This window comes from Microcoleus sp. EPA2 (genome assembly GCA_020882975.1).
Classification (GTDB): domain Bacteria; phylum Cyanobacteriota; class Cyanobacteriia; order Cyanobacteriales; family Microcoleaceae; genus Microcoleus.
In genome coordinates, this window is record JAHRFD010000012.1 from 117,817 (window position 1) to 142,440 (window position 24,624).

General features: G+C 42.7%; 26 protein-coding genes. 13 read left to right on the forward strand and 13 right to left on the reverse strand.

From position 1 onward, the window contains the following. Window positions 1-358: 358 nt before the first annotated feature. Entirely contained in the window at window positions 359-4,162 is a 3,804-nt protein-coding gene (locus tag AAFP14_RS13230) for a glycosyltransferase (protein WP_341732712.1), read from the reverse strand. A 46-nt stretch (window positions 4,163-4,208) separates the two neighbouring features. On the opposite strand from AAFP14_RS13230, the gene AAFP14_RS13235 reads away from it, so the two are divergent. From AAFP14_RS13235 to AAFP14_RS13245, 3 genes are all read left to right on the forward strand, one after another. Beyond that, window positions 4,209-5,930, forward strand: coding sequence for a methyltransferase domain-containing protein (locus AAFP14_RS13235; RefSeq protein ID WP_341732713.1), 1,722 nt, complete (start codon window positions 4,209-4,211; stop codon window positions 5,928-5,930). Then, complete coding sequence (locus AAFP14_RS13240) at window positions 5,923-6,138, forward strand: hypothetical protein (RefSeq protein WP_341732714.1); 216 nt, start codon at window positions 5,923-5,925, stop codon at window positions 6,136-6,138. Before AAFP14_RS13235 ends, AAFP14_RS13240 begins: the two co-directional genes overlap by 8 nt. A 197-nt stretch (window positions 6,139-6,335) precedes the next feature. After that, on the forward strand, window positions 6,336-7,202 hold the full coding sequence (locus AAFP14_RS13245; RefSeq protein ID WP_341732715.1) for a calcium-binding protein: 867 nt from the start codon (window positions 6,336-6,338) through the stop codon (window positions 7,200-7,202). Between the two features lie 176 nt (window positions 7,203-7,378). Here the strand turns inward: AAFP14_RS13245 and AAFP14_RS13250 are convergent, their stop codons facing one another. After that, on the reverse strand, window positions 7,379-7,831 hold the full coding sequence (locus AAFP14_RS13250; protein WP_341732716.1) for a helix-turn-helix domain-containing protein: 453 nt from the start codon (window positions 7,829-7,831) through the stop codon (window positions 7,379-7,381). A gap of 215 nt (window positions 7,832-8,046) precedes the next feature. On the opposite strand from AAFP14_RS13250, the gene AAFP14_RS13255 reads away from it, so the two are divergent. Then, complete coding sequence (locus AAFP14_RS13255; RefSeq protein WP_341732717.1) at window positions 8,047-9,222, forward strand: DNA cytosine methyltransferase; 1,176 nt, start codon at window positions 8,047-8,049, stop codon at window positions 9,220-9,222. Here AAFP14_RS13255 and AAFP14_RS13260 read toward each other — a convergent pair. Genes AAFP14_RS13260 through AAFP14_RS13270 form a run of 3 tightly spaced genes read right to left on the reverse strand, consistent with a single transcriptional unit; the run spans window position 9,188 to window position 10,390 of the window. Continuing rightward, a complete protein-coding gene (locus AAFP14_RS13260; RefSeq protein ID WP_006631052.1) occupies window positions 9,188-9,412 on the reverse strand; it encodes a type II toxin-antitoxin system HicB family antitoxin in 225 nt (74 codons plus the stop codon). The two genes, AAFP14_RS13255 and AAFP14_RS13260, sit on opposite strands and share 35 nt — an antisense overlap. Further along, complete coding sequence (locus AAFP14_RS13265; RefSeq protein ID WP_341732718.1) at window positions 9,409-9,630, reverse strand: type II toxin-antitoxin system HicA family toxin; 222 nt, start codon at window positions 9,628-9,630, stop codon at window positions 9,409-9,411. Before AAFP14_RS13265 ends, AAFP14_RS13260 begins: the two co-directional genes overlap by 4 nt. A gap of 19 nt (window positions 9,631-9,649) precedes the next feature. Further along, a complete protein-coding gene (locus AAFP14_RS13270) occupies window positions 9,650-10,390 on the reverse strand; it encodes a hypothetical protein (RefSeq protein ID WP_341732719.1) in 741 nt (246 codons plus the stop codon). 116 nt (window positions 10,391-10,506) lie between these two features. Here AAFP14_RS13270 and AAFP14_RS13275 point away from each other — a divergent pair, with 116 nt between their 5' ends. The 4 genes from AAFP14_RS13275 to AAFP14_RS13290 all read left to right on the forward strand — a co-directional run bounded on the left by AAFP14_RS13275 (window position 10,507) and on the right by AAFP14_RS13290 (window position 11,746). After that, window positions 10,507-10,674: a hypothetical protein gene (locus tag AAFP14_RS13275; RefSeq protein ID WP_341732720.1), complete on the forward strand. Its 168-nt coding sequence runs from the start codon at window positions 10,507-10,509 to the stop codon at window positions 10,672-10,674. Window positions 10,675-10,806: 132 nt separating this feature from the next. Beyond that, window positions 10,807-11,196 (forward strand): DUF4258 domain-containing protein, encoded by a 390-nt coding sequence (locus AAFP14_RS13280; RefSeq protein WP_341732721.1) that lies wholly within the window; start codon window positions 10,807-10,809, stop codon window positions 11,194-11,196. 2 nt (window positions 11,197-11,198) lie between these two features. After that, on the forward strand, window positions 11,199-11,408 hold the full coding sequence (locus tag AAFP14_RS13285; protein ID WP_106334378.1) for a YgiT-type zinc finger protein: 210 nt from the start codon (window positions 11,199-11,201) through the stop codon (window positions 11,406-11,408). Window positions 11,409-11,566: 158 nt separating this feature from the next. Next, a complete protein-coding gene (locus AAFP14_RS13290; RefSeq protein ID WP_341732722.1) occupies window positions 11,567-11,746 on the forward strand; it encodes a hypothetical protein in 180 nt (59 codons plus the stop codon). Here the strand turns inward: AAFP14_RS13290 and AAFP14_RS13295 are convergent. The 5 genes from AAFP14_RS13295 to AAFP14_RS13315 are packed head-to-tail and all read right to left on the reverse strand — an operon-like array spanning window position 11,743 to window position 13,342. Next, window positions 11,743-12,507 (reverse strand): HIRAN domain-containing protein, encoded by a 765-nt coding sequence (locus AAFP14_RS13295; RefSeq protein ID WP_341732723.1) that lies wholly within the window; start codon window positions 12,505-12,507, stop codon window positions 11,743-11,745. The two genes, AAFP14_RS13290 and AAFP14_RS13295, sit on opposite strands and share 4 nt — an antisense overlap. After that, the gene (locus AAFP14_RS13300; protein WP_340520811.1) at window positions 12,504-12,695 is read right to left on the reverse strand and encodes a hypothetical protein; all 192 of its coding nucleotides are present in this window, start codon (window positions 12,693-12,695) and stop codon (window positions 12,504-12,506) included. The genes AAFP14_RS13295 and AAFP14_RS13300 overlap by 4 nt, the downstream gene beginning before the upstream one ends. Window positions 12,696-12,746: 51 nt before the next feature. Beyond that, window positions 12,747-12,977, reverse strand: coding sequence for a type II toxin-antitoxin system HicB family antitoxin (locus tag AAFP14_RS13305; protein ID WP_341732724.1), 231 nt, complete (start codon window positions 12,975-12,977; stop codon window positions 12,747-12,749). Beyond that, window positions 12,974-13,180, reverse strand: coding sequence for a type II toxin-antitoxin system HicA family toxin (locus AAFP14_RS13310; protein ID WP_106148795.1), 207 nt, complete (start codon window positions 13,178-13,180; stop codon window positions 12,974-12,976). The genes AAFP14_RS13305 and AAFP14_RS13310 overlap by 4 nt, the downstream gene beginning before the upstream one ends. A gap of 12 nt (window positions 13,181-13,192) precedes the next feature. Then, a complete protein-coding gene (locus tag AAFP14_RS13315; RefSeq protein WP_341732725.1) occupies window positions 13,193-13,342 on the reverse strand; it encodes a hypothetical protein in 150 nt (49 codons plus the stop codon). 71 nt (window positions 13,343-13,413) lie between these two features. On the opposite strand from AAFP14_RS13315, the gene purB reads away from it, so the two are divergent. The 3 genes from purB (at window position 13,414) to AAFP14_RS13330 (ending at window position 17,427) form a co-directional block, all read left to right on the forward strand. Next, window positions 13,414-14,709, forward strand: a complete 1,296-nt coding sequence (gene purB, locus AAFP14_RS13320; RefSeq protein WP_341732752.1) for an adenylosuccinate lyase — start codon at window positions 13,414-13,416, stop codon at window positions 14,707-14,709. A gap of 336 nt (window positions 14,710-15,045) precedes the next feature. Beyond that, entirely contained in the window at window positions 15,046-15,261 is a 216-nt protein-coding gene (locus AAFP14_RS13325; protein WP_341732726.1) for a hypothetical protein, read from the forward strand. Window positions 15,262-15,840: 579 nt separating this feature from the next. Further along, window positions 15,841-17,427 carry a dolichyl-phosphate-mannose--protein mannosyltransferase gene (locus tag AAFP14_RS13330; RefSeq protein WP_472851048.1) on the forward strand — a complete coding sequence of 529 codons (1,587 nt, stop codon included), beginning with the start codon at window positions 15,841-15,843 and terminating at the stop codon, window positions 17,425-17,427. A gap of 68 nt (window positions 17,428-17,495) precedes the next feature. Here the strand turns inward: AAFP14_RS13330 and trmB are convergent, their stop codons facing one another. The 3 genes from trmB to csaB all read right to left on the reverse strand — a co-directional run bounded on the left by trmB (window position 17,496) and on the right by csaB (window position 20,098). Then, window positions 17,496-18,143 carry a tRNA (guanosine(46)-N7)-methyltransferase TrmB gene (gene trmB / locus AAFP14_RS13335; RefSeq protein WP_341732727.1) on the reverse strand — a complete coding sequence of 216 codons (648 nt, stop codon included), beginning with the start codon at window positions 18,141-18,143 and terminating at the stop codon, window positions 17,496-17,498. A 163-nt stretch (window positions 18,144-18,306) separates the two neighbouring features. Continuing rightward, on the reverse strand, window positions 18,307-19,038 hold the full coding sequence (locus tag AAFP14_RS13340) for a Uma2 family endonuclease (protein ID WP_341732728.1): 732 nt from the start codon (window positions 19,036-19,038) through the stop codon (window positions 18,307-18,309). Between the two features lie 13 nt (window positions 19,039-19,051). Further along, the gene (gene csaB, locus AAFP14_RS13345; RefSeq protein WP_341732729.1) at window positions 19,052-20,098 is read right to left on the reverse strand and encodes a polysaccharide pyruvyl transferase CsaB; all 1,047 of its coding nucleotides are present in this window, start codon (window positions 20,096-20,098) and stop codon (window positions 19,052-19,054) included. Window positions 20,099-20,186: 88 nt separating this feature from the next. Between csaB and AAFP14_RS13350 the strand changes: the two genes are divergently transcribed. Beyond that, window positions 20,187-20,504 carry a DUF2499 domain-containing protein gene (locus AAFP14_RS13350; protein ID WP_341732730.1) on the forward strand — a complete coding sequence of 106 codons (318 nt, stop codon included), beginning with the start codon at window positions 20,187-20,189 and terminating at the stop codon, window positions 20,502-20,504. Window positions 20,505-20,752: 248 nt separating this feature from the next. After that, a complete protein-coding gene (locus AAFP14_RS13355; RefSeq protein WP_341732731.1) occupies window positions 20,753-24,595 on the forward strand; it encodes a DNA polymerase III subunit alpha in 3,843 nt (1,280 codons plus the stop codon). Window positions 24,596-24,624 lie beyond the last annotated feature (29 nt).

The window sequence follows — 24,624 nt, forward strand, 5'->3', positions numbered from 1 at the left end:
AGAGCGACAACCACTAAACCACTAACAGTTATAATTCCATAGAATTTACTAGGACTAGCCGAGTAAACTTATTCTTTTCGATCGTGTTAACGGGTGCTGACGGCAGCTTTCACCGCGAGCGATCGACACCAGGTAGCGGGTCGGCTATATTTGGCAGAATTTAACGCTACCTCAGTTTCCCGATAATAGCAGACCATTAGCGGGCTAACGCTCTTCCTGTTTGTTTCCTGACGCTTGGTTTTCGGGGGGGTTCCCTAACAACTACATCTGGCAACATTCTCCAAAACTGGCCTGAGAGCGGATTCTACAAACATCAATCTGGTGGTGGGTAGGTACGGGAACCCGCCCCATCTCACATTTAAATCCCCTTGCAAAATATCTCTTCCAACAGTGTTCCGAGTTTCAAGGAGTAAGCGCGACTGTCCAACAATTTTGGGTTGGTCGCCATTTGGCTTTGGACTCGATCCCGATAATGCCGGCGCAATTCTGGGGTAGTTCCCAATGCTTTGCTAATCTCCACATAACCATTCTCGGTGTTTGCTACCAATTCAGGAAGTTGTAGTTCTGCGATTACTGCTGCGGATTGTCGAGAGCGCCCGGTTTGGCCTGCTCTCACCACCACCGGCAACCCCGCCAACAAGGGTGCTATTAGGGATGCAGCGTCGCTATCGGGATAGGAGTCTAAATATATATCAGCCAATTTCAAACATTCTTGGTAATCGGCAGCCGTCGGCAACGCTTTGATCGTCACCAATCGCTGTTTGTCAATCCCAAATTCCGCAAATAGCGATCGCATTTGGTGATAAAAAGGCATCATGGGAAATTTTTCCCGACGCGAATGAAAGGGATATAAAACTAAGATCGAATTCGGTGTAGAGGCAATTATTTTTGCCCAAGTCGCTCTCAATTCTGGGATAATTTTAAAAGCTGTGACACCGGACATAAATATTACAGATTGCTCCGTTGCACCCCAACTGGTTCTTGTGGGTTTCACAGTGGATTTTTCTGAGGTTACAGGATAACTGAAACAAACTCCTGAGCCTTCTAAAGTGATTAATTTTTCCCGATACTCTGGGGTTGCATCTGGGGGCGATGTCAAATTTCCGGTCAAGAAGCGATCGATATTGCGAGCCCAGGTAGTCACCGGCATCGATAGAGGAGCAGCTATTTGGAGCCGCCCTAGTCGGTGTAGGGACAGCAAAGTGCTAGGTTTGGGGGTGTCGGTGGTATTGGTCCCCAGGAGCAGAATGTCTAAATTGTGCGATCGCATTTCCTCTACTTGACTGAGCAAGTCTGCTGACAGGTGTACTACCTTGTCAACCCGACTTTCAAAGTATTTACCCAAGGAATCCTGGGGCAGAGGATAGAAATTATACACAATAATTTCAAACTTATTTCTATCTAAATATTCACAACTTGCCAGGGCGGCAAAAGTCTCTGGTTCCGCACAGATTTGATCCAGTAAAATCCCTAACTTAATTTTACTGCCCGCAGGGGCGATCGGCTCAAAACTAAAATCTATTTTACACCCTATATTCCGCAAATAATCCTCAATAATCTTATTTCTTAACTTCCCCACATTTAAAAGATTAGCTTCGCTGAGACACCAGCTTTTCAAACTGAGATTTTCCGCAATGAACTGCGCCAGATAACGCCAAATTTCCGTAGCGGGAAAACTGGCAATATTCCCAGCCACATACTCTATTAAACGCTGCAAATAGTCCGCATATCGGGCAATTTCTCCAGTTTCTTGAAAATAAATAGGAGACTGAAACAGGAATTTCAAAAAGCCGTCAAAAAACCACTGAGGAATCGCTGCATTTTGATAGGATAATGGCAACTGATAAGCATCACGGTACAGCATAGCTGCTAGGAGATATTGTAGCCTAGATATCAGTTCTCCTCCTAGAGACAAAGTGGAACATAACTCCTGGACAAAACTTTGCTCTTCCTCAGTCATGGTTTCATGTTTGATACCACTATCTAGTAGCAATTGGTGAGCTTTTCCCATGTCTCCCCTGTAAGCATTTTCACATTTTTCTGCTGATAAATTCAGCCAATATCTAGCAATCTGTAGGCGGTATTTCCGCAGTTTTTTGACAATAGACTCATTAGTTGGCAAATTTTGATAATCTTGAATTAGCTTGGATAATTCAGAGGAGTTCCGCTGAGTTTTCAGGTCTAATTTTTGTTGAATAATCTGTTTGATTTGGGGATTTAAAAAACCGTATTCAGGGCTATTTAGGAGTTTTTGGTAAAATCTGACTACATCTTTATGATTTTCACCAGCCGAGAAATTTTTCCAAGTTTGTTGTTCGGGATGAATCCGCAGTGAGGAGAGTGTTTGAGGGACAAATCCGATGTGATAATTTCCCATAATTCGCCACCACATATCTAAGTCTACATACTGAGATAATCCCGAATCAAATAATCCGATTTCGGCAAAAACGCGGGCGGCAATTAAGACGGTAGTCGGTTCACCAATTTTGTTGATGGGGTTGCTTAAACAGTTAGGATCTGCTAGTAATTCTTGTCCGGGCTGAATCGGTTTTAAATTTGACCAACCTTTGTACAAATCTTTAATTGATTGGGAGGCTTTTTGTAAAATGGGATTGGATTCAGATGCGTCTATGGTAATGCCACGGGGGGAAAAAATCATGCCTATATTTGGGTGCTTTTCGGCAAGTTCGACCATTTTTTCAATACATTCTGGTGCGAGTAAGTCGTCTTGAAACAGAAATTTAATGTATTTACCTTTAGCTTGGGAAATGCAGAAGTTCCAGTTTTGCGAGAGGCCATAATTGCGGTGGAGGATGATGCGTAAATCTACTGAGGTTGTTGAGGTGAATGATTGGGCGATCGCAATTGTTTGGTCCGTGGAGCCATCGTCGGATATAATTACTTCTATGTGAGGGTAAGTCTGAGCCAAAGCACTCTCAATTGCTTCGCCAATAAATGCTGCTCCGTTATATGTCGGAATGCAAATACTCACTAAAGGTGGTACTGTTTGGGGATGATTTAGCTGGGCAGTTTTTGAATTGTTTAAATCTTGAAAATTCTGCGTGATTTGAGCAATATATTCCAAACGTTTTTGAATTTTTTTACCTACAGTTGACGGACTTAGTAAACTCTTGATTTCCTGCGCAGCTCTCGTTCCTACTTTTTGAGCTTCCCCGTAATTATTGAATATATGCTGCATTAAATAAGCGCTATGTTCTAGATCCGGTTCTGCCCAAAAATTGCCTTTTTTGTAAGGACCACAATCGGCCTCAAGGGGAATTAATTTATATTTGACTAAAAAGCTATTGCCCACATTCATAAATTCTGTATTTGATGAATAAGCAGTAGCAATTACGGGTTTGCCATAAAACATGGCTTCTGCCATTGTTAGGCCAAATCCTTCACAGCGATGTAGGGATAAATAACAGTCGCAATTGTAGAGCAAACCATTTATTTCATTTTTGGATAGATATCCGTCTAAATGTTGAATATTGGTCGCATTTCCGATGGCGGATTTTAACAATGCTAAATCTTTGATGTTTTTGTCGGAGTTGGAAGATTTGAGGATAAATAGTACGCGCTCGTCTTGACCAAAAGCTTGCTTAAATGCTTGAATTGCAGCCAAAGGATTTTTCCGTTGGATGCGGCTGGAAAAGTCGAATATAAATAGAAAAATAAATTTATTGTCGGGCAAATTCAGGGATTTTCTGTTCAGGTAAGATGGGGGTAAATCAATGCTGGGCATGATTTTGATGACGGGAATTGGCGAGACTAGGGAAATTGCTTCGGCGCAGTAGTTACTGTAAGTCCAGATTTCGTGAAAGTTGTCAAATACTGGTTGCCATTTTTGGGGAAATTCGGGAATTTCCCAGGCCCAAAAGCCGATATTGTAGCGATTTTTAAAATAGCTGGAACCAGAATGTTTTAAGAAAGTGTTGACTTCATCGGCGTTGACTTGAATCAGGTTTATGGGATAAGGATTGTCTGGGCTGAAGTTTTGATAGGTGGTGTCTTGACTGCGGTGGGGACTGCGGGTGAAATTGTTGATAGTGAAGGGAATTTTGGCGGCTTGTACGGATCTAATATTTGCTCTGACTCCTTCTCCCACTCCAAATTCACCGTTGATGTAGCCGGCGATGTTAATTCCTAAGTTAGGGTTCATAGTTTGTGCTATAATTCTTTTTTAGTTGATTTGGTGCTTGACAAATGTGCCGATCGCCATTGTATACTGGCATCGCCATGCTCACAAATTAGAGAAAGTGATCGATAGCATCAACCATGACCTCTTGAATCTGCTACCCCCGGATGCTAAAGTCATTGTGGAAATAGGCTGCGGTACGGGGGCTATGGGCGCACAGTACAAGCTGACAAATCCCCATTGTCAATATATTGGCCTTGAATGCGATCGAGAAAAAGCTAAAATAGCAGTCGATCGGCTAAACTGGGTGGCGATCGCCAATATAGAAGAAACCGATATCGCCAGTCTCGACATCGCCCCGGGCACCGTTGATTGTTTGGTATTTGGCGATTTGTTACCTTACCTCAAAAATCCTTGGGATGTCCTCAAACAATACAGTGCTTTGCTGCATCCCAGAGGTCAAATTTTCGCCAGAATTCCCAATGTTCAATACTGGCGGCGCATTGTCAATTTGTTGCGCGGGCACTGGGAAAATGCCGATGGCAAAATGCAGCACTGGTTTACCCTACAAAGTATTCAATCACTCTTTACTCAAGCCGGATTGCAGGTTTACGAATTGCAAGGAAAGGGACACAAAACCGAAAATTTTGCCCAATTTCAGCAATTGCTGCATCCCATGGTCAAGGCATTAGAGCTACAATCGAGTAGTTTTGCTACGGAAACCAGTGCTGAATATTATATTGTGCGATCGAGCAAAACCCCTGTACAACCACGCAGATTGCTGATTCAAACCATAATTATGGCACCTACAGGGTGCGATCGCCTGCGAGTTTTGGAACCGGACAAATTTAGCGCTACAATTCCCGGTGTCCGCACTATATCAGGCGTAAAAACACTCGAATTAATTGCCCCACTCCCTGGGGAAGAAAAAGTATTTGTTTGGCAGCGGACAATCATGCAATATCCCGCCTATCTTCCCCACATCAAACAACTCCTAAAACAAGACTATTTAATAGTAGCTGAAATTGACGACAATCCCATCCGTCGCCGGGAATATGCAGACAACAATTACCTCAGCTACCGTGGCTGTCATTGCGTTCAAACTTCCACAGAACCCCTCGCCAAAATTTTACGACAGTACAATCCCAATGTTACAGTATTTCCCAATCAATTAGCCTATTTACCACCACCGCGCACTTATGTAGAAGATACTATTACCATCTTTTTTGGAGCTCTGAATCGCGAAAAAGATTGGCAACCAATTATGGCAGCACTGAATCGAATTTTAGTGGCTCACAACCACCGCCTTCGAGTTAAAGTGATTCACGATCGCCTATTTTTTGACTCCTTACAAACAGAGCAAAAACAATTTGAGTCATTTTGCAGTTACGAACGATATCAAGAAATTATGTACAGTTGCGATATCGCTCTCTTACCGCTAGTTCCTAACCCGATCAATGAAACTAAATCTGACTTAAAATTTATTGAATGTGCGGCGCGGGGAGTGGCGGTGTTGGCAAGTCCTACGGTTTACGAACACTCAATTGTCGAAGGTGAAACCGGGTTAATTTATCGCTCTGAAAAAGAGTTTGAAAATAAGCTAAACTTGCTGATTTCCGATGTTCAAATGCGCCGAAAAATAGCTGGCAATGCTTACGAGTGGGTGCGGGAGAACCGTTTGCTGTGCGGGCACTACCGCCAGCGGCGAGACTGGTACTTGCAGATGCGGGATGAGTTGCCGCGTTTGAATGCTGAATTGCGCGATCGACTACCGGAGTTATTTGATGACTGAATGTAGTAAAATTGATGAAGATTTATGCGAAAAATATTGGGAAAAATCCCCCTCCAATTCAGCCCAGCCGAATATAATTCGGGGCATTGGTGTCAACAATCGCCTGAAATCCTTTGTATCTTTTGTTTATAGACGACTGCAAGATCCCCCTCGCATCCCCCTTAAGAAGGGGGACGAAAGAGAAGATTCCGGTTCCCCCCTTCTGTAGGGGCGGTGGCTGTGAGTGCCCGCCCTCTCGGCTAGGGGGGATCTGGCCTTAATAGTCAAACAGCTATCTGTGACTAGGTTTGAGCTTAAGTTGACACCAATGAATTCGGGGCTAAACCTATAAAGTCCCCCTGGGCACCGACTAAAACACCGTCATTAATGTTTTATTGTTTAATGTTTAATTATTAATTCACACCAATGCGAATTCTATTCACTATTGCTCACTTTTACAATCCCAGTGGCGACGGCAAACACGCTTCCCAAAGAAACGATCCGCAACCGCGACTCAATGCTTTAACCGCCGCCGTTGCATCCCTGCAAGCTTTGTATGGCAAATCTCAGTGCATGATTCACATTGGCGAATGTGCAACTATCCCAGCCAATCAAGATCAGAATCACGAAATTGACATTGTGATTTGCACAACCCAAGGCTATCATCTGTTGTCTCAATTGCCGGTGCAGCCAAAATCTTTTATGCACCATGCTACCAAATGCGAACCGCTGCTGTTGGGGTTTGAGTGTCAAGCAGTTTTACGAGCTTGTCTTGACAAATATGATTATTTCTGTTATTTGGAAGATGACTTAATTTTACATGATCCGTGGTTTTTCAACAAATTAAACTGGTTTAGACATCACGGTGGCAATGGAAACTTGTTACAACCAAACCGTTACGAAGTATCACCTCAAGCTCCCGTTTTTAAAGCCTATATCGATGGCGATTTAACACATTCTGCTACGTCTAATTTTCAAAATATTGAAGAACAACGACAGTTAATTGGCAAAATAATGGAACAAAAAATTGTTTTTGAGCGAGCTTTAAATCCTCATTCCGGGTGCTATTTTTTGAATGCAGAACAGATGGCTTACTGGGCTAAACAGTCTCATTTTTTGGATAGAGATACTAGCTTTGTTGGTCCCTTGGAAAGTGCGGCTACTTTAGGGATTATGCGAACTTTTAGAGTTTACAAGCCAGTTTCTGCCTATGCAAATTTTTTGGAGATTCAACACTTTGGGTCGAGTTTTCTCAAGTTGATTGGTAATAAAGTGAGACTTTCGGAAGTTTGATCGGAATATCCAAATCGCCTACTTTTTGGGTATAATGATATGCCTTTGAACAAATTGCTGCATTACATCCTCAAATTCAGGCAAAAAACTGATTTTCTTCGGGGCGCTGAACTTTTAACAGCATATTACTGGCAAATTTTGGTGTCCCTGCTTTTTGACCCAAAAAATTAATTAATTTAGTCATATTCCTCGTACAAGCCTGCTTCTTCAGTCATCTCGATTAACGGGTCTAATAGTTGGCGGCGCTGAACTTTCCGCTGTTGCTTGTAGGTCATTAAATCTTGGAAAAGTATGCGGCGATGGGAACCAACTTTGATGTAGGGAATTTCTCCTTTTTCCAGTAACTTGACTAGAAAGGGTCGCGATACATTCAGGATATCGGCAGCTTCCTGTGTTGTCAGTTCGCGATTGTGAAGCACTAGAGAGATAGCCTGACCTGATGCCATCGCGCCGACAACTTGACCGAGTAATTTGTAAACAGATGGCGGAATTATAATTTCTTTTCCGTTACTTTCGACTAATTTTAGTTGTGCAGATTCTCGGCTGAGTATCTGTGCTAGTTGTGCTATGGATTCTTGTTCTTTTTCTTGCAGAATAACTGACTCTGGCGATGCTTTTTGCTTCAACATAGCAAGATATATTTTTTGGTTGTTGTCTTAACGATAACACTTTTCACGCCATAAACGCAATATCCGCAACAAGCGAAATATCCAAATCTAGAAATGGGAAGAGGGATGCCTCGCAGATGTACAATAGGATGATCGCACTCCCCAACTCCAAGCGCGAACCCGACACTCTGCCCGAAATGGTCAACATCAGATAAAATGCAGTAAAAAACTAGAAAATGGAAGCAATACAACTGTCTTTGTTCTCAAACGAGTCAGAATTAATTCCTGCCAAAAAGCAGAAAAAAGCAAAATTAGGGCGTTACGAACGCATCCAACGCGAACTAGAATCAAATGACTGCGACCCCTACAAGATATTCATTGATATTGAATCTCAGTCACTGCCAAAATCCGACTATACATTTGTCGATCTTTTCTGCGGTGCTGGCGGCATGACCCAAGGTTTATTGCAAGCAGGTTTTCGACCAGTAGCAAGCGTTGAAATTAATCCCATCGCCTCGGCAACTCATACAAGAAACTTTCCTGATTGCCATCACTTGTGCGATGATATAAAAAACTTAAATCCCCAAAAGTTGCTCGCTGAAATTGGTTCGCCAGAAGTTCATGTTGTTGTAGGCGGGCCGCCGTGTCAAGGCTTTTCAGTGGCAGGAAAACGCGACCCGAACGACCCTCGAAACCGCCTATTTAGAGAGTTTGTCCGCGTTGTCTCTGAAATACGTCCTTGGTATGTTGTCATGGAAAACGTACCAGGAATATTGACTATGCAAAAAGGAGCTGTTAAGCAAGCAATTTGCGAAGCTTTTCAGGAAATTGGCTATCCCCATATGTCCGTTGCTGTGCTGGAATCAGCAACCTATGGAGTCCCGCAAATCCGCCCGCGAGCGATTTTTATTGCCAATAGATTTTGGATGCAAAATCCCTATCCCAAGTCGCAATTGTTGCCGGAACAATACAAAGCGATTGAGTCAGCAATTTACGATTTACCAGAGTATACTCCCATCCCAGAAATTAACCACGAATGGACTCGTCATTCTGTTGAGTACATGGAAAGACTTGCTAAAGTTCCACCAGGCGGTTCTTTGTATGAAAGCTACGCCGATGCTTTCAAGCGACAGTATCCGGGAAAACCGAGTATGACTGTTAAAGAAAATCATGGTGGCACTCATATTCATCCTTATCTCAATCGCGTGATTTCAGCTCGCGAAATGGCTAGATTGCAAACTTTCCCGGATTCATTTATTTTTGAAGGTTCAATGAAAAAGGCAATGTGGCAAATTGGAAATGCCGTGCCGCCCCGTTTAGCAGAGTGTATCGGTTTTGCACTTATTCCATATTTGACTGATATTGCTGTGAACAAATTTAAGCAGCCTGAAATAATCGTTCTAGCTTCTTAGTTGCTGGTAATGGTTTACCTTCAGCTTGACAACTCTCGATTAGTAACTCCAGTACCTCTCGCGCATTGTAAATAGCTTCTTCATAAGAATCTCCGTGAGTTACTGGTTGCATTACATCCTCAAATTCGGGCAAAAACACGACAAAGCACCGATCTTCTTCTGACCATTGGATAACAACTGTATATTTCACGGTTCTGTCTCCTCTGCTTCGATTTGCCTTAAAGCCTCAAGTGTTTCGTTGACTAACTTCTCTAAATATAGTTTAGCATCATTTCCGTCTTTACCAGCTATGATAATAGCCTTGGTTAATTTGGGATGCTTCCACTTACTATGACTGCCTTTTGCTGGTTGGCAAACGAATCCTGCTTTTAGCAATATGTTTTTCAATTCTCTAATCTTTTTAGGCATTATGCAATCATTAATGTATTTACATAAAAAAGTCTGTTATCAGATACACAGCCTTTGAAAATTCAGCCTCATCTTCTAAAAAATCGTCTGTATGTTCTGATAGCCTCTCAACAATATCTCTCTTGCGAGGAGAAAATTCATATTCTTGTTTTTCATCCGTTGTTATATGGTTGAGTTGTGTTATCTTGTTGAGTTTTGTATTAAAATTGTCAATTAATTTCTCACATGAGTCAGCCGAGGTAAATATCTGAGAATTAGTCAACTGCATTTCTAATGGGATTAGGCCCTGAAAAGTTTCTAATTTAATTAAGTCTGCTTTTATGTCTTCCATTTTTTTTAGCTTGTCTAGTAGTGTGGCATAAGATTTGTGTTTTCTAAAATCTTTGATATGAGATTTGTTTTCGTTGGCTATCGTAGAATTGCTGAGTAATTTGCGATAAAGTACGTGAATTGCAGCTTTTTCTCTATCGGAGTTCATTTTTTTATTATTTGCTTCTGCTAATAATTGCCCAATTATAAAAGTAGAAACAGGAATAACTGATGATAAAGAGCCAGGAAGTGGGTGAATCAAAAGTAGTGGAAACAAGAACGGAAAAACAAGCACTGAGAATGAAGGTATAAGAATTTTATATTTATCATTTATTTTTTTAAAGCAATTAAAAAATTTCAGCCTGTATGCCAGGAAAAGCCCAGGTAAAGTAAGCCCAAATAAAGCTGAAATTAATATATCTTCTGAATTAGGAACGTTCGTTTGAATCATATAAATATAAATTACAACAAATGGAAGCCAGAAATTCAAAATCTTCTGCATTGCTACATATATCTATGATAACTCGCAACATCTCAGACGAGATGACCTAAAGCGGGCAGAATCTTATGTTTCGATCGATTCATCTGCCAATTGTCAGTCTCTGCGGACGATCGGTCTACGGACGATGTGTCACATATCTGGAAAGTTCGATCGCCGAAATTCCCATCCCGACTCAAGACCGATGCCTCGCAGATTTAAAATGGTGTGATCGCACTACCCGACTCGAACCGTGATATCGCGCTACACTCTCCCCGAAATGGGTAACATTAGATAAAAATTTGACACATCCAGTAAAGAGCGTTATTATCGAAGAGACAACTTAAAAACGACTCACAGGTACTTATGACGTAGCCTACCTAGCACCCATGCTCTTTAACATCCAGCGTGAATTTTATGTTCAGCAGGATAGTTGTGTCAAAAAAGGAGCAAAAATGGGAACAGGTAAATCGAGGCTGCATAAGTTCACCGTAGAGGCGATTAAAGCTGGCCGCATCTGTATTTCAGGACACGCGAGAGACCGCATGGAAGAATGTGATCTTCTGGTAGAAGGCGTTATCTATTCCGTGCTCCGTGGCACATTGATTGAAGAGAATTTTTACTACAAACGTTATTATAATCCTACTTGCTCGATCAAGGGCATCACCAAGAGTGGTGTTAAAGTTAATAGTATTTGGGCCTATAATGAAGAGACAAAGTGGGCTATGCTCGTTACAGCTTACTGTGATAAAGGCTGGTTCAGCCGTGTAAGGAGATAAAGTTGCTGCCTTTTGAGAAATGCCCCGTCTGTGCGGGGCAAATAGTAGAAAAAGAAGTAAATGAGAAAATCAAAGGAGGCGGAAAAGCAGTAACGCTCAAAGTTCGCGCCTATGTTTGCAGTCAGTGTTCGGAACGACTGTACTCTCTTGATATTGTCAAGAAGTTTGAAAGGATCAAAGCACAACTCGAACGCCCTGTTTCTCCTACATAAAGCAACAGTGGCAGGTACTCTCAATGACAAACTAAAGGCAAAGACCGATACCACACAGATGTACAATTAGGACGATCGCATTCCTCGACCTCAACCGTGATAGACCGCTACACTATGCCCAAAATAGGCAACATTGCAAGGTGCGTTAAAAACGGATAATGAGACTATCGCCAATATTGAGGGAAGATGACTTCTCACACGATCGAACTTTTGGAAGATTTGCTAGGCAAGTTACAGCAGTTACTCCCCGAAAATCAGCAGCTTTTGTTGACTTTTGCAGAGTTTTTGCTGGAACGACAGATGCGATCGATCGCCGAAAACACTTCAGTCTACTTTAAGCAGATTTCACCGCAATCTCTGCGATCGGGGGTTGATATTGACAACTGGAGAAGAGACGAAAATCATCTCTACAATGGACACTCATTTTACATAACAGGCGAAACTGGAGTGGAGTAGGAGGTTTATTGACACGCTCTACCCGCACCTCTAAGTTAGAATTTTGTCGCAGCAACTCAAAAACTTCTGCTAGCAAATATCGCGGAAAATAGCCGACAATGGAGCGATCGCTAGTGTTTGAAATTAGAACCCGATCGTCGTAAGGATTTTGAAATTCGCGAGCTAACCATAACTTTTCCCCAGGCTCAAACTGATTAATCCGATCGATCGCACTTCTGGGCAAATGTCGCAAACCCTGCGAAAAAAAGTAAAGATTGTACCGTCCTTCTTCGTCAACTTCCGGATCGGGAAAAACGGCAAACGTATCTGTGACTCGTTCCCCACCACTGCGAGCTAAAATTTCAAGTGGATCGTCCCCACCATCGGGAAGATCCAGCCATTCGATAAAACTGGAATAATCGGGACGCGATCGCGACATAACCCGATTCGCAAATACGGGAAATAAATAAGTTGACGTATAAACCTCATTTAAGCGTGGAAACGAAAGCAACGGTGTAAAAGCACATTTCTCTTCGGCTTCTTTTACACCTTGGGTATAAACAAATTGATAGATATTCTTATCAAAGGTTAATCGACCGATCGTAAACCAATTAGGACTGATGGGGTCTTTCCAAGCTAAGAATAGCGTTTTTGGTGTTTTCAAAGTAGTGCTTCTCTCAAAGTAAGTAACCGATGTTTGTTGATTTCAAGAATCGCCAGAGCAAAATTGCTAGCTTCGGGGGAGATGCGCGATGAATTGATGCGATTAAAAATATTTAAAATATCGGCTGGTGAAATATTTTCAAGCTGCACCAACCATAGGCGAGCAGCTTCGGGATAGCGATGAGCCACAAGGGAGAACGCATCAAAAGTTTTAAGAGTTTTTCGATGGTATTAATAAATTTATGCTATCTGCAATCGTTTTCCCAAAGTTTGAGGTTCTGGTAGAGGTTTGCCATCTTCTTGATAGAGTTCAATCAATGTTTCTAACAATTCTTGTCCGTGTTTTGCCGCTTCTTCGTAAGTGTGTCCGTGAGTGCAAGGCTGCATGACATCGGTAAACTCAGGTAAGCTGACCACAAAAAGTTGATCTTCTTCTGACCACTCGATGATTAGACTATAATGGCTATTCATTCTTCTATCTCCTTCAGCTTCTGTAAATCAGAAATTACTCTTTTTTCGTGATAATTTGGCGCATCATCACCATCATTACCTGAGAGTGTAATTTTTTCAGGTAATAAAGGGTGTTCCCATACAGTGTGACTGCCTTTTCCCTGTCTGTAAGTAAAGCCTGCTTTTAGTAATAGGCTTTTCAATTCTCTGATTTTTTTAGGCATGAGTGATGCCAGCTAACGGGGTTTACGATATTGTAGCCGATCGCCCAAACTACCAAAATACAACAACCTAGTTTCTTCACTCCAACCAAAGAAACCGGGTTTTTTACGAAAATACTGCGTTGCAGCCCGCAGATTCGGTAAAAACCCGGTTTCTGGGCCCATGTGTAAGTCCTATGGCTCTTGCATCCCCACACAGATGTACAATGGTGAGATCGCATTCCCTAACGACCACCGTGATTGACCGCTACACTCTGCCCGAAATGGGCAACATCTGGACTGAAACCGCCAAGCTCAAAAGCTGGCTACAAGTAGAAATTGCTGTCTGCGAAGCTCAAGCCGAACTCGGCTACATCCCCGCCGCCGCAGTCGCAGAAATTAAAGCTAAGGCTAATTTTGACCCCAAACGTGTCCTGGAAATTGAGGCGGAAGTCCGCCACGACATGATCGCTTTCTTGACAAATGTCAACGAATATGTAGGCGATGCCGGCCGCTACATTCACCTCGGTTTAACCAGTTCAGACGTGCTCGATACCGCTTTGGCATTACAATTAGTCGCCAGCGTTAATATCTTGTTGGAACGTGTCGAAGAATTGAGCCAAGCTATTCGCTATCAGGCTCAACAACACCGCTATACTGTGATGGTTGGCCGATCGCACGGAATTCATGCAGAACCCATCACCTTTGGCTTTAAACTAGCAGGATGGTTGGCGGAAGTGTTTCGCAACCGAGAAAGATTGGTGCATTTGCGATCGTCCATTGCTGTTGGCAAAATCTCCGGCGCAGTCGGCACCTATGCTAATATCGATCCGCGCATAGAGGCGATCGCCTGTCAAAACCTCGGACTCGAACCGGATTGTGCATCGACTCAAGTCATTTCGCGCGATCGACACGCCGAATACGTCCAAACCTTAGCATTGTTAGCCGCCTCGATCGAACGTTTTGCAGTCGAAATTCGCAACCTGCAACGCACCGATGTTCTCGAAGTCGAAGAATTCTTTTCCAAAGGGCAAAAAGGCTCCTCCGCCATGCCCCACAAACGCAACCCAATTCGATCGGAAAGACTCACAGGAATGGCAAGAATTGTGCGCGCCAACGCCGTCGCAGCCTTAGAAAACGTGGCGCTTTGGCACGAAAGAGACATTTCTCACAGTTCCGTAGAACGGATGATTTTGCCAGACAGTTCCACTGTCACCCACTTCATGTTAGTGGAAACCACAGACTTAGTGAAAAACCTGCTAGTCTATCCCGAAAACATGAAGCAAAACATGAATGTTTACGGCGGAGTTATCTTTAGTCAGCGCGTCATGTTAGCTTTAGTAGAAAAAGGCACGAGTCGCGAAGAAGCATACAAAATTGTACAATCTTGCGCTCACGAAGTTTGGAACAAACCCGGTGGCAATTTCTACAATTTGATTGCTAAGGACGAGCGAGTTACTGCTAAGATGACTAGCAAAGAAATTGATGATTGTTTCGATCCGCAGTATCAATTGAGGCATTTAGATTTAGTGTATCAGCGCTTGGGAATTTGAAGAGATATTGATGCTAATTTTTCCTAAAATTTATCGCCATTCACCCTGAAGCATATAAGTTGGGATTTTCAATCGTATTTTAGGGCGATTCTGCGGCCAGCATAGCCGCTTTTTTTTGTATAATATTAGTATTGAAAAGTTATGACGTTAAGTGCGAGCGAGTTTCAAATGCAATTGAGCGAACTTTACGAAGGAGTTAGTGTTGAGATGAATGATGACTAATATGAGATCGGGAAGACGCAACTCTTTTGCAGATTACAAACCGGATGCACACAACTGGATAACTCCGAGGCGATAGCAACTACTTTGCGCCATTTTGCTAAGGGTTGTGAACGCATGGGCGCTTTTGTCAGCCAGCCAACATCCCCACACGAGAATACATCCAATGACGAGTCTCGACAATTATCGCTTTTTAACTTAGATGAATGTCGGTTTAAAGCTGAGTCTCTACCTGAAAAAAGCGAGATAGTTAATAACTTTGCTCTTTATGCAACTGATTCCTTTGCTGGGGAACTAGAAGATATTGTGAAGCAATGGATAGAATGGCAGTAGCAGCGTAGAAAAGAATTCACCAAGAAACTGGGTCTGAAGCCCCGTCCTCCGCTTGACGGCTTTTCTTTAACTTTGAGGCTCCTGATTAACTCCCTAAGTATATCGGTTTTAGTCCGACCTACAGATTTATGGATATAACCATTGACGAAACACCAACGGATATAATCATCCACAAAACGGCAACGGAGGACACGGCAATCCCAATTGGTGTCAACTTAACGTACAACCAATAGTCCGGCAGGGGTTTAAACCCCTGCCTCAAAGCGAAAGTCCTCTCGAAGAGGACTAATGAGTTCTTCAGTCCTCTTGGAGAGGACTTTGACTATTAGACAGGGAATTGATTCCCTGGCGGACTGCCGGGTAAGTGGGAGGACTAATGAGTTCTTCAGTCCTCTTGGAGAGGACTTTGACTATTAGACAGGGAATTGATTCCCTGGCGGACTGCCGGGTAAGTGGGAGGACTAATGAGTTCTTCAGTCCTCTTGGAGAGGACTTTGACTATTAGACAGGGAATTGATTCCCTGGCGGACTGCCGGGTAAGTGGGAGGACTGGCGGACTAAAAGCTTAAGTTGACACCAATGCACACGGCGCCGTGTCCTGATGGTTCGGCTTTGCTCACTCTCGAATCTACTATCTTTTTGATGCCTTTTATGAAAGCGAACAAAAAACTATTCAACAAATCTAATTTTATTTTTTACCTAGGAATGCTCGCTGTGTTCCTCGTCTCCTTAACTCTCCGCTTTTGGCAACTAGAGCGATTTAACACTTTCGTATTTGACGAGGTTTACTACGCTAAATTTGCCAACGATTATCTCACCAAAACGCCTTTTTTCAACGCTCACCCGCCTCTGAGTCAGTACATAATTGCGATCGGCATCTGGATCGGAACTCATCTTCCCTTCGGCAAAACCGCCGTAAACAGTATGGCAGGTTCCCTACTTTCTCCTTGGGATTACCGCTGGCTCAATGCTCTCACAGGCTCCTTTATTCCCCTAGTTGTGGGAGCGCTAGCCTATCAGCTCGTTAAACGTCGTAGTTATGCTTTTATTGCTGCTTTATTTGCCGCCTGCGATGGTCTATTTTTAGTCGAATCTCGGTACGCACTGAATAACATTTATCTAGTTTTATTTGGAATATTAGGTCAAATATTTATTTTAAAATCCGTCGAAACAGAAGGGAAAAACCGCTGGATTTTGCTAGGGCTATCCGGCGCTAGTTTCGGCGCTTCCGCTGCTATTAAATGGAACGGCTTATGGTTTCTTTTTGGAACTTATTTAATTTTAATCTGCGCTTGGGTCGTGCAACTTACTCAACAAAATCAAGAAGAATCACAACTGGAAAACCAGGAATTATCAACAATCCTTCCGGCCGCAAGTCCAGTCCAAAAATTGACAAAACTCAATTTTTTAGAAGTAGGACTAAGTTTAGCTATTATTCCTATTGTAGTTTACAGCATCTCTTGGATTCCTCACCTACACCTTAATCCAACTCCCAATTTCTGGCAGATGCAAACAGAGATTTTGACTTATCACCAGCGAATTAAGAGCGGCCCCAACGTTCATCCTTACTGTTCCGCGTGGTACGGTTGGCCTCTGATGTTGCGCCCCATCGTTTACTTCTACAAAACTGCTACGAATAATTCACCACCAGATCCTGTTTTGCCACCTCTGCCAACCGGTGCGACTAAGGTAATTTTTGACGTTCACGCAATGGGCAATCCCATGCTTTGGTGGCTGTCAACTTTAGCTTTAATATTAGTAGCAGTAATTTTGGTTAACCGCTTTTGGATTTGGCGAAAAACCCGCAATGAGGCTTCTGTTAATCTCTTGGAACAGCAGCAGCTATTTGTGTTTCCGCCCACTACTGAAATGTGGTTAATGTTATACTTAATAGTTAACTGGGCTGCTAATTTGCTGCCTTGGATCAAGGTGACTCGTTGCATATTTTTGTATCATTATATGGGTTGTTCTGTATTTGCAACGCTGGCAATTGCTTGGTGGGTTGACAGGTGGATTAATAGTCCTCAAAATCGTCTCCGAGGGATGGCGGTGACAATTATTTTTATGGTTTTGGGTGGTTTTGCTTTCTGGATGCCTATTTATTTGGGACTCCCTTTGTCGGAACTTGAATGGAAAATTAGGATGTGGCTTCCCTCTTGGATTTAATTAAGTGAATTTAACAGATGCTAAGTAGAAAGGTGGAAATAAACAGCACGCAAATGGGACTTATCAATTTAAGATGGCGATCCACATTTATGATATAATGCTCGATAAACTGGTTCGCCGCGTTGGAGTCTACCAATTTCTCTCTCCGTGGCCACAGGTAGGGGATTTTCTGCTAACCATTCGCCATTGTATTGACGCTTAAAGCTAGGGTGAGATGAAAAGCGATCGCACATTTCCCTTTCTACTTCTTCAATATCAGATTGCATAAAAACTTCGCCACCAATTGCCAAATAGGTTGCCAAATCATTGACTAACTCCGGTTGGACTACCCGCCGTTTATGGTGTTTGTTTTTGAACCAAGGATCTGGGAATTGAATGCTAACTCGTTGCAAAATACCTGGTGGCAAAGTTTCTAAAATGGGCTTGAGAGAACTATTGGCATTGCCAAATAAATAGTGGAGATTTGTCAAGCCTTTTTCATCCCGCCAAACATTTGCCTCTTCTACCAGAGGTTCCCGAATTTCTAATCCGAGAAAATTCCAGTCTGTTTGGAGTTGCGCCATGTGCCACAAAAACCTTCCCCTACCGCAACCGATATCTAAATGCAGCGGCAAATTTAAGTCAGCATAAATTTTTGTCCAATCCGGGGGATTTACGGATGCTTGATATCGAATGGATAGGGGATTGACGTGTTCCCGAACTCTAACTCTTGCCAATTTTGATGTCTCCTTAATGGGATTTTTCACCGCAGATGAAGGCAGATTAACGCTGATAATTATTGATTTTTGCTAACTGGTCTAATTTTTTTCACGAATTAGCGATCGCGCCATTAGAAATCAAAAATTGCATGATTACAATGTTTCACTTCTAATTATTGTATCAAGCTTCTGGTTCAATGCCTGCTGCTCTTAATTGTGCTGCTAGTCGATCGCCCCGCTCTTGAAAAATTTCTATTTCTTGCCTTTTCCTTTCTACCATTTCTACTCCCCACAATAACATCTGTCCGCTTTCATCCCACCACCGCAACCAATATCCGGTTCTTTCCGCTTTTGTTCCCTGCCAAACACCCAGAAATAGCCCAACTCCAGCAACCCAATAACGACCATTTAAATCGGGTTGCTGTGCTTGATACCTTCCTCCTGAATCCAACTGGTAGACTTCTAGCACTCCGGCGGCTGGTTCAAAGATTGCATAGATTGGAACTCGCAATACTTGTTCGTAAAAAAACCATTTACCGGGGGGATAACTTGGCTTGATTGAATATTCATCGCTGGGAGTAGCTGACAAGAACTCCATCACGATCGCCGGAATGTCCCCTTCTAAGTTGGGAGTGTAACTGCGGCGAATTTCTTGACTGGGAAGTGCTTGTACGTTGCGGGCATAAAACCAATCTGGAGCTTTGATGACTAGCTTGCTGTCTACTGTCGCACAAATACCCATATTTGGAGCAATTAATATTCCTGCTACTATTAGCCCTGCAATTTCTAAGATTTCTCGCAAGGCAGCAGCTAGCAAAGGCTGGTCGATGTTTTCCACTGGTTCCTCGTCTAAAATAAAATCGGCGGGCAATTTTTCCCAGGTAATTTTCAAGTCGGCTGTACTGACTGTCATGGTATTTTACCTCTTATGGAGATTGCTGGAGTGCGGTTTTCAATACTTCTTTATGAAAGAGCGATCGCCCTACTATAAATTTTATCCTGTCTGGCGATAATGCGTCGCCATTAGCATAGTGTTCGATCCAGATTTTACTGATTAAATAAGGATCGTCTGGCAAGTCTGATAATAAATATCCCGGCATTTCTAACTCGTCCATCAACTGACTAACTTTCGGGTCGTAGCTGAGGGCAAAACAGCGACATTCTTCTGAAGCTGCCATAATTAAACTATGGTAGCGCATCCCGATCGCCATTTCTACTCCCCGGAACACTCCTTTGAGTTTCCTGGGGTCTGCTAAACTTAGGATACGACTCCTTTTTGGTAGGGCTTCATGCAAATGTTTGGCAATTTCTAAGTCTTGGGAAGCTTGAAATGGTAGCAATAAAATTAACGTGCGGGTGGCTTTTTGAAAGTCCACTAAAGCTTGAGTTAAGATAGATAACCGAGCGGGAGTTAGGCTAGGATGCGATCGCAAACAAACCGCAACTCTGGGCGCTGGTAAATCCCACAAACCCGACACTGGTGAATTTTCCAAAGCCCACACCGGATCGGGCGCTAAAGTAAAAGGAATTTCCCAATCTGCTAGCAGGGTAGCAGAACCTTTATCCCGCACGCTAACCGCAGTACATCCAGCAAAACACCGCTGAGATAACTTACGGGTAATTTCTCGATTCAAAGGCCCAATTCCCTGGGCCCAAGCCACAGTTTTTAATCCCATTTGTTGTGCTAATCCCATCAAACCGCCATAATAAAATGGGCTGATAATGCTAGTAGTATCTTGGATTAAACTGCCACCACCCCAAATTAGGGCATCGGAGGTGCGGAGTGCTTCAAGGACTTGAAACGCATTCATGCGATCGCGCGCAGCTACACCGTAACGCTGATTTGTCTCCACAGGATTGCCAGAAAGGACGATCGGTGTCACATCATCTGGTAACATTTGCAGTAGCGAGGCTAATAGCGCCTCGTCGCCACCGTTGCCTTTACCGTAATAGCCGCACAAAATTGCTCGCATTTTTACTCTTTTCTTAGTTTACGATGGGGAATCTAACTATTACAATATCTAATCAATACATCTTGCATCTTATTTCAGAATACAAACAATGCACGCTTTGTCAATTCCCACCTGGATTATTCACATCTCTAGCGTCGTCGAGTGGATTATCGCCATCTGGTTAATTTGGACCTACGGCGAAGTTACTCACAACCGAGCTTGGTGGGCCCTTTCCGCCGCCATGTTACCCGCCCTCGTGAGCGCTATGTGTGCCTGTACATGGCACTATTTTGATAACTCTCCAGCCCTAGAATGGATTGTTACCCTGCAAGCCGCCATGACTCTCATCGGCAATTTTACTCTATGGGCGGCTGCTTGGTGGATTTGGCGATCGGCTCAAACAACAGAAAAAATTAAACAGGACTAGAATTTGGTCAGAAAAATCTCCCATTCACCTATTATTACATCTCCCAAAAAGCCTGTCTTGAACAGGCATAGAGCCTGTTCCACAATAGTTATGGGATCTGTCTAATGATGATATTTCACCGTTATTGTTTACTTAAAATTAATTAAATCGGTGACATCATTATTTCGACTCCCAAATCTTTTTATTTTATCTTTCTCTACCCCCATGGTGTACAATCTAAAATCTCAGATCTCATATCTTAAATCCCTATGTCTTTCGTTGGTTTGCACATCCACAGCGATTACAGCCTGCTAGACGGGGCATCTCAGCTACAGCAGCTAGCAGAGCGGGCGGTGGAATTGGGGATGCCCGCGATCGCCCTTACGGATCACGGAGTCATGTATGGGGCGATCGAACTGATTAAAGTTTGTCGCAATAAAAATATTAAACCCATTATTGGCAACGAAATGTACGTTGTCAACGGCGACATCGAAGTAAAAGTTCGAGGTAGAAGAAAATACCATCAAGTTGTTTTAGCTAAAAACACCCAAGGTTATAAAAACTTAGTCAAATTAACTACAATTTCCCATTTAAAGGGAATGCCAGAAAGAGGAATTTTTGCCCGCCCTTGCATCAACAAAGAACTCCTAAAACAATACTCCGAAGGCTTAATTGTTACCAGCGCTTGCTTGGGTGGAGAAGTTCCCCAAATGATTATGCAAGGAAAGCTAGATGTCGCCCGTGAAGTCGCCAAATGGTATCAAGAAGTATTTGGAGAAGATTACTACTTAGAAATACAAGACCACGGCTCCCAAGAAGACCGACTTGTAAATGTAGAAATCGTCAAAATTGCTCGCGAACTAAAAATTAAAATAGTCGCCACCAATGATTCTCACTATATTTCTTGCAACGACGTAGAAGCTCACGACGCTTTGTTATGTATTAACACCAACAAACTAATAGAAGAAGAAAAGCGGATGCGCTACAGCGGCACAGAGTATTTGAAGTCCGCTGACGAAATGGCGCAACTATTCCAAGACCATTTGGATGCTGAAACGATCCAAGAGGCGATCGAAAACACGCTAGAAGTAGCAAACAAAGTATCAAGATATGACTTAACAGGAGAAGCTCGGATTCCCACCATTCCAATTCCCCCAGAACATACCGCCGATACCTATGTAGAAGAAATATCCTGGCAAGGACTATTAGAACGCCTCAAATCCCGCACCAAAAATGAAATACCTCCCGTCTACAAACAAAGACTAGAATACGAACTCAAAATGATTCAGCAAATGGGATTTTCTGAATACTTTTTAGTAGTTTGGGACTACATCAAATACGCCAGAGATAACAATATTCCCGTCGGACCAGGACGCGGTTCTGCCGCAGGTTCTCTAGTTGCCTACGTCCTCAAAATTACCAATATAGACCCCGTACACCACGGGTTACTATTCGAGCGATTTCTCAATCCCGAACGCAAATCAATGCCAGATATTGATAGCGATTTCTGCATCGAAAGACGGGATGACATGATTAAATACGTGACCGAAAAATATGGAGAAGACCGCGTAGCGCAAATTATCACATTTAATAGAATGACATCAAAAGCTGTCTTGAAAGATGTTGCCAGAGTTTTAGGTATTCCCTACAAAAAAGCAGACGAAATGGCAAAAATGATTCCAGTGTCGCGGGGAAAACCAGAAAAACTGAAAGTGATGATTTCCGATGCAACACCTGCACAGGAATTTAAAGACAACTACCAAAACACAATTTGCATCAATCCAGAAACTGGCACCGAAGTCCCCGTCCGTCAGTGGATTGACATGGCAATTCGCATAGAAGGAACCAACAAAACCTACGGCGTTCACGCCGCCGGTGTGGTGATTTCTTCCCAACCCCTAGATGAAATCGTACCGCTGCAAAAGAATAACGAAGGTGCTGTGATTACCCAATATTTCATGGAAGATTTGGAATTTTTGGGGTTACTGAAAATGGACTTTTTGGGACTTAAGAATTTAACAACCCTCCAAAAAACTGTTGATTATGTTAAGCAAACGCAAGATATAACCATCGATGCCGAAGGGCTGCCTTCTGATATAGAACGCAGAGCTCAAGAGACATTTACTAGAAACAACAAGTTGCCCGGTGATGTAGCAAAAACTTATAAACTCTTAGAAAAAGGAGATTTAGAAGGTATTTTTCAGTTAGAATCTTCTGGGATGCTGGATGTAGTAAAAAAAATTAAACCTTCTTGTCTGGATGATATTTCTTCTATTCTGGCACTTTACCGTCCCGGCCCCCTGGATGCTGGTTTGATTCCACAATTTATCGATCGCAAACACGGTAGAGAGGTAGTTAAATACGACCATCCACTGTTAGAACCGATTTTAAAAGAGACTTATGGAACGCTTTGTTTCCAAGAGCAAATTATGCGGATGGCTCAAGATTTAGCAGGCTATTCTTTAGGTCAAGCTGACTTGCTGCGTCGCGCCATGGGGAAGAAAAAAGCGGAGGAAATGCAGAAGCAAAAGGAAACATTTATTGATGGGGCAACTAAAAATGGTGTCCCTCAAAAAATTGCCGAAGAATTGTTCGACCAAATGCTGAATTTCGCGGAATATTGCTTTAATAAATCCCACTCAATGGCCTATGCCTACATCACTTATCAAACTGCTTATTTAAAGGCAAATTTTCCTGTAGAATATATGGCTGCACTGCTGACTGCTAACAGTGGGGACCAGGATAAAGTACAGAGATATATCGCTAATTGTCTCAAACTGGGTATCGAAGTAGAGCCGCCGGATATCAATAGTTCTGAACTGACGTTTACACCTATCAAGATGAAACATCCTGCAAAAGATAAAATTTTGTTTGGGATTTCGGCGGTCAAAAATGTGGGTGAGGGTGCAATTGAAAATATTTTAGCTGCGCGACAGGAAGGTGGGGATTTTAAATCTTTACCCGATTTGTGCGATCGCGTCAATCTTCATGCTGTCAACCGCCGCGCCTTGGAAGCATTAATTCAATGCGGAGCCTTTGACAAAATTGAGAATAACCGCCAGCAATTAATCAACGACATGGAAGGGGTAATTAAATGGGCACAAGACCGGAAAAAAGACCGAGAAAGCGGTCAAGGTAATCTATTTGATTTGTTAGGTGGGATGAACTTTGGGAAGTCTGCAAATAAGTATGAGTCTGCGCCAAAATCTAAAATAGTCAAAGATTTCGATGCACAAGAAAAGTTGCGATATGAAAAAGAATTGCTCGGATTTTATGTCTCAGAACATCCCCTGAAAATTTTGCTCTTAGTAAACCAAGAACCCGATGTGGTTACTATCCAAGAACTAGCAGAAAAGAAGGGAAAAGTATCAGTTATTGCCATGATTAGTGCTATCAAACCAGTAGTTACTAAAAAAGGTGAGAAAATGGCAATTTTGCAATTAGAAGATTTAACCAGTCAACTCAAAGCTGTAGTTTTTCCCAAAACTTACGAACAGATTGGCTCCCATATTACAGAGAATGCTGTGTTACTGATTAGTGGAAAAATTGAGAAAGATGGGGAGGAAATTCAGATAATTGTAGACGGTGCTAAACCATTAACACCAGTAGAGACTGGAGAAGAAACAAATCCCTTAGAACCAGAAGAGCCAAAAACTTGGGAGCCAGAACCACTCAACAGGGTACAAGTACCAAAACCAGTAGCAATTTTACAAATGGTGATTATTAACTTGACACCCCAGCAAATAAAAGACACCAAAAAACTGAATTCTCTCAAAGCTATTTTGCAAGAACTTTCCAATCGAGGACAAGATGGTAGCGTTTCGGTGGGGGGAATTGTGGTAGGTGAATATTCCTGTCAACCCCTTCGCATTAGCCCTCAATTGTGGGTGCAAGATGGCGAAGAAACTGTTAGCCGTCTTAAGTCTGCTGGATTTGATGCTCGCATTTTTCCCCTGAATAATCAGGGGGATATGCTCGTATTTGGAGAAATGCGCGATCGACTAAATTTACACTCTTGGGCTACCCGTTTACTTGACACAGAACCCGATCGCATTTCTCAGTATCTGAACTATCTCACCCAATCATCAAAAACCCCAATCCATCCCTTTTAGAGATAGCATAAATGGTAAATCCACATCCT